The following is a 13,608-nucleotide window of genomic DNA, read 5'->3' as shown; positions in this document are numbered from 1 at the left end:
TTTTTCCCATCTGACACTTAGAAAAGGGCGGTCCATTGGGCCGCCCTTTTTATAGAAGCTTTGCGACTTAGAAGCCGAAGCGGAATTTGCGCACAATGCCAATTTTGCCGCTGAACTGATCCTTTGATCCCACATCGGTTATGGGTGAATCTGCCGCATCACCGACAAGTCTGTTGTAACCAGCGCCTGTTTCAAGAGCCCAGTTTTCATTGAAGTCGTGCCGGACAGAAGCTTCCAGACCGATGGATTTGAAACCTGCATCCGCATCGAACTGATCAAGTCCTGAAGCCCCGCTTTCGGCTGAGCTCACACTGAAATATTCGTCCATGTAATTGCCGGAAGCCCAAGAGATTCGTGGCCCCACAGTAATTGTCGTATTGGCTTCCGGACGCATTACATAGTCGGCCCCAAATTCGCCGACAAATCCATTGTGGCCGATAACGCCATAGCGCACGTCAGTAAAAGCGCTGGCCGCGCCCATTGTGTAAGCCACCCCGGCGCCCAATTCGAGCGCTGCATCTGTATCTTCCAGACCAGTGAGCTCAGAATGGTCTGATGCTTCGCGGGGGCCCAGAAATCGAAATGACGGACGCGCAGACAGGCCTTGTCCATCGCCACCACCAAGTGTGAAACCGTTTCTGGTTGCCAGATAGCCAAAGTTGAAGAGCGGAAAAGGTGAGACCCTATAGTCTTTTGAGCCTTCGTAAGCGGGCGCTACGAGAACTCCGGCACCCAATTCAAATTCCAGACCCGGCGCCAGAATCTCTTGCGCCGATGCGCCGCTGAAGCACATGGAGACCAACAATGCGGTGCCTCCGGCAATGGCGCGTTTAGACGTCTGCCTGTCGATTGACTTCATGGTGGTCCTTTAAATTTTGCTAGGCGTTCGGGGCGGGCGCGAGACTGACCCATTTCAGTCTCCCAATTGCGCCCATACACTCAAATAAAGCGTTAAAAAAACCAATTTCAAGGTGCTGTCTGAAACAATTGCGCAATGGGTGTTGGTGGCCGCTGACAGAGCAGGCCCATTCTTACATGGACAAGTGTCAATCGTGATCAAAGGGATGCTGCGACTGCACCGTCCGCCCGCCAATGTCTGGAAAGCGCCCTTTTACCTTGACTCAGCTATGCCGCGAACGGCGGCTTCCCGAAGTAGGTCATTGGATGCTACACACAGGCTTTTATCATCGACCGTTAAGAACAAAATTGAAAGCACGGTTGCCATAATGCGGTTCAAAATCATGCGTAGTGAAAAACAAATCTATACAATTGAAAATGTCAAAAAGTGGTGGCCAATAGCTCTCTTATTGCTGCTGGGCGGGATTCTTTCAGCTTCAAGTAATATTTTGGAACTAATACGAAATATACTACCAACACCATCCTTCCATGGAAAGATATGCAACATTACAGAAGATGGATGCGCTCACAGCAATAAAAAATTCGTAGAATTTCTTCACGAACACCAAGGTAGCACTGTGAAAATCAATGTTGAATTTAAATGGTACCAAAAAGAAAGCGAATTGGGAAAAAGTGCGCTTTGTCGAAAGGAGTATCTTAGAACGCAAGGAAATCGGATAAAAATTGGCTTATCAACAAGTCAACATATGGATGCTTGCATAATTGCCAGTCACATATTCCTTGATGAAAATTCACTAGTTGCTACTCGTATTACAGATGCTGAAACAACTGCATTTGCTGGATACGAGGTGTATCCTGACCTATATTCAATTATCGGAATTTACGAGATAAACCTCTTATCGAGAAGTAAAGAAGAGCGTATTATTGCCTATCTGTCAAAAGTGAATTAGCGGCAATCAGTAGAAGCCTCTATCTAGATTCAAAATGAACGAAATATCTGCTGATAGTAAGCGCGTAAATGGTCACTCAGCAGCAAGGAAGTTCCGAGACAACTGCTGGTCAATATGGTTGATCTTGAGCTTTCAGATACGACTAAGCACGTCTGTGAATCATTCTTGGGGACCCACATTGTCGCCATTGGGGTAAGTCCCATTTAACCCCATTGGCAATACAGATTAATGGCCAAACTGTCGTGAGATCGTTTTCCAGATAGAATTTTACTCCAACCATATCGACCTTTTAAAAGGTCAATAAGTCCTTGGTCAAAAGGAGACCTTGACGCAGTTGCAGAAAAGGTCAGAAAGGTCCGCACAGCAGACCTTTGGTCAGCTGTATTGCAAGAGCCACGAGGCTTGGTGAATAATCGCGTGTGGTGCCGTTCCAAAGCTGTGAACCAAGCTACGTAGGCCTGTTCTCATTCGTGCCTGACAAGATGATGTAAGGGCACCAAGTACCTCTTCGGTACGCACTAGTTGATAGGGATGCTGCCCTTTTTTTCCTGCCGGTTATCCCGACCGTTGCGAAAAACCGCAATAGACGTGTTGCTTTCTTGACCAAGCTGGAAACGTCCTCGTTTGGAATATTCCGGCATTGCAGCCGTTGGCCGCACCGCCGTCCGGCATGGTATTTTTTCAAACCAACAAAAGGTCAAACACCGGTTTCACGCGTTTGAACTCGTTTCTGCAGGTAGCAATCAGATTGTCATCAAGGGCAGTTTTCGCATCCCCCAGATCTGACCAGATGGCGAGACCCTTGTGCCGCAGTAATTCTTCTTGCGGGTGATCCTTCGCGAAGCCGGATGGGACGCGCTTTAGCTCCGGGTCGCTGATACGCGCGCCTTTTTTGGTCAGGCTTTGCAAAGTGGCCGCGATGTCGTTGCCTTCTGCCCCATCGACCCGAGTGCGAAAGGCCTGCAATTGTAAAGCATCAAAGCCGAAAATACCGCAGCCAAGGGTCAGCTTTTCTGTGTCCAGGCCGAAAAACCAGCAGGGCGGATTTGCCATGGGGTGTTCCGGCGTGAAGGAGATGTGCATGTGGCTGTTATAGGGTGTCTTGTCTTTTGCAAAGCGCACGTCGCGGTGGATGCGGAACAGTTTTGATGTGTGCGACAAGCCGGTCAAGCTGCGCAGTTGTTCTGTCATCACATCAGCAAAGGTTAGCGCGGGTATTTTGTAATCTTCCTCATAGGTCTTTTTCTGATCTTTGAACCAGTCGCGATTGTTGTTGGCCTTCAATTGCTTCATGAAGGTGATGGTTCGGTTTGTGAATCCGGAAAATAATTCCTCGTTCAAAACAGGATCCCTTTTTGATTATTTTGGCGGAAGATTACCAACAAAGGTCAGGGCAAGCGCGATCCAGCTTTGCAAACTTTCTGCATCACAATCATCCTCGTAGACGAAGATAAGGCCGGTCATTTTCCGGCCGCCCTGTTCCATGGTCATGGCACCGGGTCGCTTCATGGCTTCGGCTTCATTATCCTTGCCGACCCGGAACATGAAGCGGCCTTCGCCGGTTTTTTGCCGATTGGCACCGCCGAGCATGTTTCCATCTAGCATAAAGCAAACGCCGCCCATCATGCGCGTTTCCACGATGCCGCCCAAGCCATCAACCGCTTTGCGAAAACGATCTGTCAGTTCTTCATCATAGGCCATGATTTGGTCCCTCCAGCTCAATCAGATGTCAGATAAAGTTACGAATAATGGCAACGAGAATGCAAATCGCAAATCCTGCAAGGGCAAGGAACGTCATTGACATGCCAATGGCACGGCCATTGCCCCACCCGACAAGGCGTATTGTGGTGTAGTGTATAAGCCGACCGCCAAGAAGTATCAGCCCGCCTGCCCAGATAAGCGATGGGGGCGTGCCAGCCAGTTCGGCACCGCCCATGGCCAACAGGGTTATGGGAACGGTTTCGGTGAAATTTCCATGGGAGCGCATGCGCTGCATAAGGTCCGCGTCGCCACCATCCATAAACCGGATCCCGGTATGGACGCGCTTCAGCCCGACCGCAATTGTCATGGGAATCTGGAGCAGTGCCAGCATGGCAACAAACACAAGTGTGATTGGTATCAACATATTCGTATCCTGATTTTGCAAACAGAGTTTGTGGTGTACTGGTCGCATCCGCTCCAGACTTTACCTTCAGACTTCACCGCTGATTTTTAGCGATTAAGAGCGCATACTTTCATATGTAATCACGGCAATCTGTGCGCCCTGCGGATCGGCAATGGTGCTCATGCGGCCAACGCCCGGCATGTCCATTGGTTCGCTGACAATCGTTCCGCCGGATTTTTTGACCCTTTCAACGCAGGCATCCACATCTTCGACAGTCACATAAATGAGCCAGGCGCCGTTTTCCTGTGGCATGGGTGAAAAACCACCAATGGGCTCCTCGCCGATCATGATGCCCGGAAAGCTGGAGCCGTCCTGCATGGGCATGTCACCGATGGTCCAGCCAATGGTTTCGCGATAGAATTTCATGGCAGCTGCGCTGTCGGGGCCGGAATGTCCAATCCAGCCTGCATTGCCGGGTGTTGTCATTTTAATGTCGCTCATGATGTCCTCCTGAAGTGGGTTCTGCGTGTTGCAGTGCCCCAAGGACGGACGAAGTTTGCTCAATCCGACATTGTCATGAATTTTCTTTGCAGCTATTGATTTTTTCCAGCAAAAGGCGACGCTCTGCCTCGGTTGGATGAAGGCTCAGGGCTGTTTCATAGGCGTGTTGCGCGTCTGAAAATCTGTCCAGATCAAACAGGAAAGCGGCGCGGGCTGCATGATACCAGCGATAGGTTTGAAGCTCTGCTGCCAGTGGTTCCAGCATGGCCAGTGCTGCGTCCGGTCCTTTGGTTTTTTCAATCGCGACTGCTTGATTAAGCCGGATGATGGGTGTGGGTTCCATGGCATATAAAAGCGCATAAAGTCGTGCGAGTTCTTGCCAGTCAGTATCCACTGGGCTGGGGGCGAGAGAGTGGATGGAGGCAATGGCGGCCTGGACCTGAAGCGGGCCGGAGGGGCCACGCCGCAAGGTTTTTTCCAGCAATGCCTTTGCCTCTGCAATCATGGGGCAGTCCCACAGCTTGCGATCCTGATCATCCAGCGGCACCAGATTTCCGCTTGCATCCAAACGTGCCTTGCGGCGGGAATGCTGGAACAGGAACAGGGATAAAAGCCCCATCAGCTCTCCCATGCCCGAAAACAAATTAAGCAGCAGGCGTGTCAGCCGAATGGCTTCCTCGCACAAGGGTTCCTTGATCTGCACTTCGCCTGAACTGGCTGACCAGCCTTCATTGAACAGCAAATAGAGCATCAGACTGACCGTTTTCAGCCGGCGGGCGCGCTCGGTCAAATCCGGTGTTTCAAAGGGGATGGCCGCATCGGCGATGGTGCGTTTGGCGCGGGTCAGCCGTTGTTCCATGGTTTTGGGTTTGACGACAAAGGCGTCTGCGATCTGCGCCACCGACATGCCGGTAATGGTTTTAAGTGCAACAGCCAGTTGATCCTGCGCCGACAGAGCCGGATGGCAGCAGATGAACAAAAGCCGCAGCACATCATCACGCAACCCGTCATTGTCGAGCTGTTCGGCATAAACGCCTTCTATGTCCGCATCAGGTGTGGGTGTTGGCGACAAGGCGGTGATGCGCTGATTTTTGCGGATGATATCAATGCCCGCATTGCGGCCCACGCTCAGCAGCCAGGCCAGAGGGTCATTTGGCAGGCCTGACCTGGGCCATGTCTGGACGGCTCGTATGCAGGCGCTGGCAAAGGCTTCCTCTGCCAGATCGACATTGCGGAACTGACGTGTCAGTGCGGCCAGGGCCTGCGGGCGAATGTCCGCAAATCGTGCCTCAAGCCAGGCATGGTGTGTCACTCCGGCGCCCCAAACACGCCTCCGGCCCATGCGATGGGTCTGATTTCAAGGCTGACATAGGGAGAGCTGATCATTTCGGTAAATGAGATTGCCTCGTCCAGCGTATCGAACTGCGCCATATAGATGCCCAGAAAGCGTTCCTTGGTTTCTGCGAAGGGCCCATCCATCAGTGTGGGTTTTTCACCGATTTCAGAGGTCGGCCGCAAAGTGACGGCACTGGTGGTCGGCATCAGTTTGACCGTGCCATAAGCGCCGCGTTTTTCCAGTGCGGCCTGCAAGGTATAATGGCCTTTCATGGCCTCTTCCTGCTTGTCTGGTGGCAGTCGCTCGAAGGTGCCTTCGGTTCCGTAAATCAGGATTGCATAGTCCATGTCTCACCCTTCAGTTAAAGTTTGGCCTTCAGTCAAAAATTCGGCCCTCTGTTCGTGTCCATCTATCAAGATGCCAATTCCTTCAAGACGTCTGGTGTCTGGCGTTTCCGACAATCGCTCAAAAATAAAATTCCGGACTTGCTTCAGTTTCCGATTGTGCAACCCTTTTGTCCAGAATTCACATTTTTGCAGGTTTAAAACCCCCGCCGGGAGGACATCATGAATTTTCAAAAGCCCGTTTCAAGAGACGAATGGCTGGACGCGCGCAAGGCGCTTCTGCAACGCGAAAAGGCTTTTACCCGTGAGCGTGATGCGCTGAGCGCATTGCGGCGCGAGCTGCCACTGGTCAAGGTTGAGACGCCTTATCTATTTCACTCCGAAACGGGTGATCAATCCCTGCTGGACCTGTTTGGCAACAACAAGCAGCTGATCATCTATCACTTCATGTTTGGTTCGGATTGGGAAGAAGGCTGCCCCAGCTGTTCATTCTGGGCTGATAATCTGGATGGTATTGATGCCCATCTTGCGGCGCGTGATACTGCGCTCGCCTTTGTCTCCAATGCATCTTTGGAAAAACTCCTGGCCTATCGCAAACGTCTGGGCTGGAATTTTAAATGGGTTTCCGCAGAAGATACGAGTTTCAGTTCGGACTTTGCCGTCAGCTTTCATGAGGGCGATGAGGGCCTGACCGGAACGGGCTACAATTACTCAGGCAATATCTATGGCAAAGAAATGCCCGGCATCAGCGTTTTCATCCGCGATGGCGATACGGTGCTGCACAGCTACTCCACCTATTCACGCGGGCTGGATATGATGAATGGCACCTATCACATGCTCGATCTGACGCCTTTGGGACGGCAGGAAGACGGGTTGGATGGGACGATGTCCTGGCTGCGACGCCGTGATGCCTATGGCTGATCTTTAGAATAATTTCAAAAAAATTAAAAACTGCCAAGGAATTGCTGTCGTCACACGTCCAATGGTTACATATGGATATGGTGACCGACGATAATCAGCTGGCAGCACGGGCTGCAAAGGGCGATGCGGCGGCGTTTCGGCTGCTGCTGGAGCGCCACTATGACAGCGTTTACCGGATTGCGTTTCGATTTTCGGGTCAGCGGGCGGATGCCGAGGATCTGGCACAGGATGTCTGTGCTTCGCTCGCCCGTAAAATCCGGTCTTTTCGCGGGGATGCAAAATTCAGCACGTGGCTTTATCGCGTTGTCATGAATGCCGCGCGGGATGCGCATCGCAAACGCATGACGGTTGATAAAGCCACCAAAACCTATGGCGAAGTAGCGGAACTGGAACGCGGTGAACAAGCCGCCAGCAACCGCGATCTGATCTGGCTCTACGAGATGCTGGATGAGGTTGGCGGCGAGCTGAAGGAGACGGCTGTTCTGGTGTTGGCCGAAGGGCTGAGCCACGCGGAAGCCGCCGCAATTCTGGAGATCAAGGAATCCACCGTGTCCTGGCGCATGCATGAATTGCGCAAGCACCTGAAACAGATGGCGAGCACATGAGTGACGAATTGAAACAAGTTGAGGATATGTTCCGCAAGCAGCCAGTAAATGCGCCGCGCAACGACGCGCGTGATGCGGCTATTCAAGCCGCTATGGATGTGTTTGACGCAGAAAACTTACAAGCTGACCAAGGAAATGCAGCCGGGCAACGTCTGACTGAGCAGGGTAACAAAATTTACCGCTCATTTGATTGGAGACGCCTGATGAAAACTTTTGAACCAAAATTTGCCTATGCCGCTGCCGGTGGTGTGAGCCTGTTGGTGCTGGCCTTTGCCGTAACAAATATTAACACCAGCTTTTCGCCGCAGCCGGAGACTTCTGCCGATACAGTGTCTCAATTGTTCCGTTCACAGGGCGGGAATGCAACCGTTGAGATGGAAGAAGATATGGCGGCAAGCCCACCTTCACCCCAGACGGTCTTTCAGGATGAAACTTCAACGATGGCCGCAAAGCCAAGCTTTGCGCCGGCACCAACAGCAGCCCCACGCCTGGATAACAGGTCTCGCGTAACAGGCGTGGTTGGCGGTCTTGCAAACCAGAAACAGCGGATGTCCGGAGCGACTGTCTCTGATGGCGTAGCCAGTCAGGCCAGTCGGGGAAGGGTTGCACCGGAACCCGTATTTGTCCTGCCCACGGACGGGGAGTTGTTTCCGGTTGCTGATTCAAATCCGGTCAAGCGGGTGACAGAGGATCCTCTGTCCACCATCTCGGTCGATGTTGATACAGCCTCCTATGCCTTCATGCGCTCTGCCATCAATGCGGGTTCCCTGCCACCGCAGGCTGGTGTGCGGGTGGAAGAGATGATCAATTATTTTGACTATAATTACCCACAGCCTCAGAATACATCGAAGCCATTTTCCACAACGCTGTCCATCATGCCAACGCCATGGAACAGCGGCACGAAATTGCTGAGCATTGGTATTCAGGGTTATGATCTGCCAGCTGCCGAGATTCCCGGTGCCAATCTTGTCTTTCTGATTGATACGTCCGGTTCGATGAATGAGCCGAACAAACTTCCTTTGCTGCGAAACTCCTTCAAGCTGCTTCTGTCGACGTTAAAACCTGATGATACAGTTTCCATCGTGACCTATGCAGGCAGTGCAGGGACGGTGCTGGAGCCAACATCCGCCTCTGATGAGCAGAGCATTCTTGCGGCGCTGGATCGTCTTCAGGCTGGCGGGTCAACGGCTGGCGAAGCTGGAATTCAGCAGGCCTATCAACTGGCGGAAAGCCAGATGATTGAAGGCGGCGTCAATCGGGTCATTCTGGCGACGGATGGTGATTTCAATGTGGGCATTTCCGATCCTGACCGTCTGAAAGACTATATCGAGCGCAAGCGGGATGGTGGTGTCACGCTGTCGGTTCTGGGCTTTGGCCGGGGCAATTACAATGATGCGCTGATGCAGGCGCTGGCCCAGAATGGCAATGGCAATGCTGCTTATATCGATACGCTGAGCGAGGCGCGAAAAGTGCTGGTGGAAGAGGCCGGATCGACACTGTTCACCATTGCCAAAGATGTAAAACTGCAGCTTGAATTTAACCCGGCTGTGGTGAGCGAGTACCGCTTGATCGGGTATGAAACGCGTGTTCTTGCCCGTGAGGATTTCAACAATGACAAGGTGGATGCGGGCGACATTGGGGCCGGCCACACGGTTACAGCGCTTTATGAAGTGACGCCGGTCGGATCGACCAGCCAATTGATGGATGAACTGCGTTACAGCTCTGAAGATGCTCCTTCAGTCGCTGGCGATGTGAACGAATATGGCTTCCTCAAAATCCGCTACAAATTGCCCGGAGAAGACACCAGCCAGTTGATCTCAACGCCGATTACAAAGGCAGTGGAAGTTGACCGGCTGGACGCTGCACCGGAAGCCGCCAGATTTGCCGCGTCCGTGGCAGCATTCGGTCAGCTTTTGACAGGTGGTCAATACCTTGGATCTTACGGATTTGACGATGTCATCTCCTTGGCCGGTGGCGCAAGAGGCGAAGATGAGTTCGGCTATCGCAGCGAGTTCATTAACCTTGTTCGGTTGGCAAAACAGTTCTGATTACGGTGCTCCAGGCAATCTTGGATGATGCCCAACCCGGCTTTGCAGTTGCAGAGCCGGGTTGGGTTGATCTTTTGAAATTCTACCATACTAGAAAGCCATACTAGCATACAAGATGCTTGACCGATCCGAAAAATCGTGATTATTTTGCTTTCCATGCCCGAGGAGGATGCGCGCAGAAGTGGTTTTTGTGCGCGAATTCGGGCAAATGGGAGGAACCAGAATGACTGCTTTTTCATCCACCAGGACTTTCCTGGCGGGCGCCGCACTTGCGGGCGCCATGACACTGGCTTCAGGTGCTGTACAGGCGCAGGACATGACGTTGCGCGGCGCCAGCCTTTTTGACAATGAGCACGCCTACAGCAAAACGCTGATCCGTTTTGGCGAGCTGGTCAACGAATATAATGACGGCGAGATTACGTTTGATCTTCGCGGCAATAGCGAACTTGGCATTGAGCCGGACTATGTGAACTTCCTCAATCAGGGCGTTGCCATTGATTACGCCATCATCGCACCTTCCAATCTGGCGCGCTTTGCACCCTCCGTACCCCTGATGGACATGCCTTTTGTCTTCCGTGATCTTGATCACTGGAATGCTGTCCTTTCCAGCGACATTCTGAAGCCACTGGAAGATGAGTTGCTGGAAAAAGCCGACATGGTCATTATTGGCTATGCAGGTGGCGGAACCCGCAATCTGATTTCCAACAAAGCCATTTCCAATATCGACGAGTTGGGCGGTCATAAAATGCGGGTTATGGGCGCGCCCATTCAGGCACGTATCTTTGATGCGATAACAGCCAGCCCGTCAGCCATTGCTTATTCGGAAGTCTACAACGCCATTCAAACCGGTGTTGTTGATGGTCTGGAAAATGAATCTGCCAGCCTGCTGCAATATAAATTCTTCGAAGTGGCACCACATGTGACACTGACCCAGCATTCCATCACTGTGCGTCCGATTGTATTCAGTGGAAAAAGCTTCCGCAAATTGCCGGAAGCGCTGCAGGCGATTGTCCTCAAAGCTGGCAAAGAAGCTGGTGAATATGGTCGCAAGATCGAATCTGAGCAGGATTCAGAAAAGCTGAAACAGATGGCTGATGCCGATCAGATTCAGGTTCATGAATTTGCCGATCGTGACAAATTGCTCGATCTGGTTCTGCCGGTCCAGGACGCCTATGCGGCGGAACTGGGTGCAGAAGATCTGCTGGCTGCAATCCGCAGCAAGTAATTGCATTGCTGAGTGCCTTCGGCCATCAGGGCCGGAGGCATTCTGACCCATTGGCGATTGGGGGCGACCCTGATTGCCAGACAGATTCCCCGCACCGGATATGGCCATGATTGGACGCTTTCTAGAGCATTTCTGCCAGCTTCTGCGCTTTCTTGTGGGCGCCCTGATTGTGGCACTTCTGGTGCCGGTCGCCATGCAGGTTGTGGCCCGGTATACCGGTATTATTCCGGTCTATCTGTGGACCGAAGAACTGGCGACCTTTCTGTTTGTCTGGATCATCATGCTGGGCTCGATGATTGCTGTCTGGGAAGGCACGCATTTTGATGTGCATGTGATCCCGGATGCGGAAAGTCCCCTTGGGCGTCTCATACAAAATGGGTTTGTGCTTTTGATGATCAGCCTGTTTGCCATATTTTTCACCTATCACGGCATTAATTACGTCAAATTCGGATCCATTCAGAATTCGGTGATGATGCGCGCTAATCTGGCCGTGACCTATGTCACCGTTCCTATTGCCGGTGCAGGCTGGGCGATGTTTGCGCTGTACCGGTTGTATGAGGTTTTTGCCGAATACCAGGCCACCAGAAGGCAGACCTCATGATTGTCTCCACACTTCACGCTTCCATGCTGCTGGTCGGCTGTTTCATTTTTCTGGTCGCTCTGCGCGTGCCGGTGGCCTTTGCACTTGGCATTGCCACCATTCCGGTGGTGTTGCTGGATTTACGGCTGACGCCGTTCCTGATCATGGACAGGATGTTCCAGTCCTATAATTCCTTTATTCTGCTGGCCGTGCCGTTCTTTCTGCTGGCTGCCAATCTCATGAATTCCGGCAAGACAACTGACAAGCTCATTGAACTTGCGCGGGTGCTGACTGGCTGGATGCCGGGCGGGTTGGGGCAGGTCAATGTGGCTGTCTCGATGCTGTTTGCAGGCATTTCCGGCTCGTCCACGGCAGATGCAGCCGGCTGCGGGAAAATCTTGATCCCCGCCATGACCAAGCAGGGTTATGATCCGCGCTTTGCTATCGCCATTACCGCCTGTTCCTCGGTGATGGGCGTCATTATTCCACCCAGCATCTTGATGGTGGTGTGGGGCGGGGTCATGTCGATTTCCGTTGGCGCGTTGTTTTTGGCAGGGGCCATTCCCGGCTTTCTGATTGCGGCCGCTCTGATGGCGACGGTCTATGGGTATGCCAAGGTCTATGATTACCCGATTGCAGTCCGCCCCAGCTGGGCTGATTTCTGGCACGCTTTCAAAGGCGCTGCTCTTGCTTTGCTCACACCGGTGTTTGTGATTGGCGGCATTGTTGGCGGCATTGTAACGCCAACAGAAAGCGCGATTATTGCGGCCTTCTACTCCTTTGTTCTGGGTTGTTTTGTCTATCGCACCATCAGCCCCTGGCAGCTTGTCGATGTGTTGTATGACACCGGACGGTTTGCCTCCATCTCGCTGTTTGCCATTGGCACAGCTTCGGTATTTGGCTGGATGCTGTCGTTCTACAATGTGCCACGGTTGATTGTGGAAGCGCTCACGGCTTACGAATTTGGCGTGTTTGGTACGTCTCTGCTCATCGCAGCACTGTTCCTGTTTTTCGGGTTGTTTATTGATGCCATTCCAACGATCATCATTCTTGGCACCGTTCTGTTCCCGGTGGCGTCGGCAGCGGGCATTCACCCGATTGTCTTTGCCATTATCGGCATTGTTTCGCTGGCCTTTGGTCTTGTGACGCCGCCCTATGGGCTGTGTTTATTAATCTCGGCCGCCATTGGAAAAATGAATGTGGTTCATGTCCTGCGCGATGTGGTGATCATTCTCATTCCGATGGTATTCATCCTTCTGTTGCTTATTCTCTTTCCCGAAATCATTCTGTGGCTGCCAAAGCTGCTGATGCCAAAATCTGTAATTTAGCCCCATGCCAAAGCGTGGCGCGTCCTTCCAACACCAGGAGAATTCATGACCCTAAAAGGCAAGACTGCAATCGTAACCGGCGGTGGTCGGGATATTGGACGTGCCTGTGCCCTTCGGCTTGCCGAAGAAGGGGCCAAAGTGGCGATCAACTATTACGCAAGTGCCGATGGCGCGGTTTCCGCCGTTGACGAGATCACGGGCAAGGGTGGTGAGGCGTTTGCGCTGAAGGGTGATCTGACCAGGATGGCGGACGCACAGAAATTGGTGGAGGAAACACAATCGCGCTTTGGGTCTCAAATCCATGCACTGGTTCATGTGACCGGCGGTCTTGTGGCGCGCAAGACAGTTTCCGAAATGGATGAGGAATTCTGGGATCATGTGATGAGCCTCAACACCACATCCCTGTTCCGCATGATCAAGGTCGTGGAGCCGCACATGCCGGACGGCAGTTCCATTGTCTCGTTCGCCTCACAAGCTGGCCGGGATGGCGGCGGTCCGGGTGCGGTCGCCTATGCCACATCCAAAGGCGCAATGATGAGCATGACGCGTGGTTTTGCCAAGGAACTTGGGCCACGTATTCGCGTGAATACGATTTGCCCCGGTATGATTGACACCGATTTTCACAACATCTTCACGAAGGATGAAGTGCGTGCCCATGTTGTTAATGTCACGCCATTGAAGCGTGAAGGCCTGCCGGTGGATACGGCCAATCTTGCTGTGTTCCTGAGTTCAGATCAGGCGGCGTTCATGACCGGTGCCTGTGTGGATATCAATGGCGGAATTCTGTTCTCCTAAGGACAGTTTTCCG

The 13,608-nt window shown here is 52.4% G+C and carries 15 protein-coding genes; 8 read left to right on the top strand and 7 right to left on the bottom strand.

The window, feature by feature from the left end:
• Positions 1-67 precede the first annotated feature (67 nt).
• The gene (locus tag RAL91_RS00930) at positions 68-859 is read right to left on the bottom strand and encodes a MipA/OmpV family protein (protein WP_306259106.1); all 792 of its coding nucleotides are present in this window, start codon (positions 857-859) and stop codon (positions 68-70) included.
• Positions 860-1,241: 382 nt separating this feature from the next.
• On the opposite strand from RAL91_RS00930, the gene RAL91_RS00925 reads away from it, so the two are divergent.
• Positions 1,242-1,808 carry a hypothetical protein gene (locus RAL91_RS00925; protein WP_306259105.1) on the top strand — a complete coding sequence of 189 codons (567 nt, stop codon included), beginning with the start codon at positions 1,242-1,244 and terminating at the stop codon, positions 1,806-1,808.
• 681 nt (positions 1,809-2,489) lie between these two features.
• Here the strand turns inward: RAL91_RS00925 and RAL91_RS00920 are convergent.
• The 6 genes from RAL91_RS00920 to RAL91_RS00895 all read right to left on the bottom strand — a co-directional run bounded on the left by RAL91_RS00920 (position 2,490) and on the right by RAL91_RS00895 (position 6,096).
• Positions 2,490-3,149, bottom strand: coding sequence for a DUF2461 domain-containing protein (locus RAL91_RS00920; protein ID WP_306259104.1), 660 nt, complete (start codon positions 3,147-3,149; stop codon positions 2,490-2,492).
• An 18-nt stretch (positions 3,150-3,167) separates the two neighbouring features.
• The gene (locus RAL91_RS00915) at positions 3,168-3,509 is read right to left on the bottom strand and encodes a TfoX/Sxy family protein (RefSeq protein ID WP_306259103.1); all 342 of its coding nucleotides are present in this window, start codon (positions 3,507-3,509) and stop codon (positions 3,168-3,170) included.
• Between the two features lie 28 nt (positions 3,510-3,537).
• A complete protein-coding gene (locus RAL91_RS00910; protein ID WP_306259102.1) occupies positions 3,538-3,933 on the bottom strand; it encodes an MAPEG family protein in 396 nt (131 codons plus the stop codon).
• 93 nt (positions 3,934-4,026) lie between these two features.
• Positions 4,027-4,413 carry a VOC family protein gene (locus RAL91_RS00905; RefSeq protein WP_306259101.1) on the bottom strand — a complete coding sequence of 129 codons (387 nt, stop codon included), beginning with the start codon at positions 4,411-4,413 and terminating at the stop codon, positions 4,027-4,029.
• 73 nt (positions 4,414-4,486) lie between these two features.
• Complete coding sequence (locus RAL91_RS00900) at positions 4,487-5,725, bottom strand: RNA polymerase sigma factor (protein ID WP_306259100.1); 1,239 nt, start codon at positions 5,723-5,725, stop codon at positions 4,487-4,489.
• Positions 5,722-6,096: a YciI family protein gene (locus RAL91_RS00895; RefSeq protein ID WP_306259099.1), complete on the bottom strand. Its 375-nt coding sequence runs from the start codon at positions 6,094-6,096 to the stop codon at positions 5,722-5,724. Before RAL91_RS00895 ends, RAL91_RS00900 begins: the two co-directional genes overlap by 4 nt.
• Positions 6,097-6,315: 219 nt before the next feature.
• On the opposite strand from RAL91_RS00895, the gene RAL91_RS00890 reads away from it, so the two are divergent.
• The 7 genes from RAL91_RS00890 (at position 6,316) to RAL91_RS00860 (ending at position 13,595) form a co-directional block, all read left to right on the top strand.
• Positions 6,316-7,014 carry a DUF899 domain-containing protein gene (locus tag RAL91_RS00890; RefSeq protein ID WP_306259098.1) on the top strand — a complete coding sequence of 233 codons (699 nt, stop codon included), beginning with the start codon at positions 6,316-6,318 and terminating at the stop codon, positions 7,012-7,014.
• Between the two features lie 71 nt (positions 7,015-7,085).
• Positions 7,086-7,619: an RNA polymerase sigma factor gene (locus RAL91_RS00885; RefSeq protein ID WP_306259097.1), complete on the top strand. Its 534-nt coding sequence runs from the start codon at positions 7,086-7,088 to the stop codon at positions 7,617-7,619.
• Positions 7,616-9,667, top strand: a complete 2,052-nt coding sequence (locus RAL91_RS00880; protein ID WP_306259096.1) for a VWA domain-containing protein — start codon at positions 7,616-7,618, stop codon at positions 9,665-9,667. Before RAL91_RS00885 ends, RAL91_RS00880 begins: the two co-directional genes overlap by 4 nt.
• A 223-nt stretch (positions 9,668-9,890) precedes the next feature.
• Positions 9,891-10,892: a TRAP transporter substrate-binding protein gene (locus RAL91_RS00875; RefSeq protein ID WP_306259095.1), complete on the top strand. Its 1,002-nt coding sequence runs from the start codon at positions 9,891-9,893 to the stop codon at positions 10,890-10,892.
• A 73-nt stretch (positions 10,893-10,965) separates the two neighbouring features.
• Positions 10,966-11,493 (top strand): TRAP transporter small permease, encoded by a 528-nt coding sequence (locus tag RAL91_RS00870; RefSeq protein ID WP_306259094.1) that lies wholly within the window; start codon positions 10,966-10,968, stop codon positions 11,491-11,493.
• On the top strand, positions 11,490-12,800 hold the full coding sequence (locus tag RAL91_RS00865) for a TRAP transporter large permease (protein WP_306259093.1): 1,311 nt from the start codon (positions 11,490-11,492) through the stop codon (positions 12,798-12,800). Before RAL91_RS00870 ends, RAL91_RS00865 begins: the two co-directional genes overlap by 4 nt.
• Before the next feature lie 45 nt (positions 12,801-12,845).
• Positions 12,846-13,595, top strand: a complete 750-nt coding sequence (locus RAL91_RS00860) for an SDR family NAD(P)-dependent oxidoreductase (protein ID WP_306259092.1) — start codon at positions 12,846-12,848, stop codon at positions 13,593-13,595.
• The last annotated feature ends 13 nt before the right edge of the window (positions 13,596-13,608 follow it).

The sequence above is a fragment of the Pararhizobium sp. IMCC21322 genome (assembly GCF_030758295.1).
Lineage (GTDB): Bacteria > Pseudomonadota > Alphaproteobacteria > Rhizobiales.
This window is presented reverse-complemented; position numbering and strand designations above follow the sequence as displayed.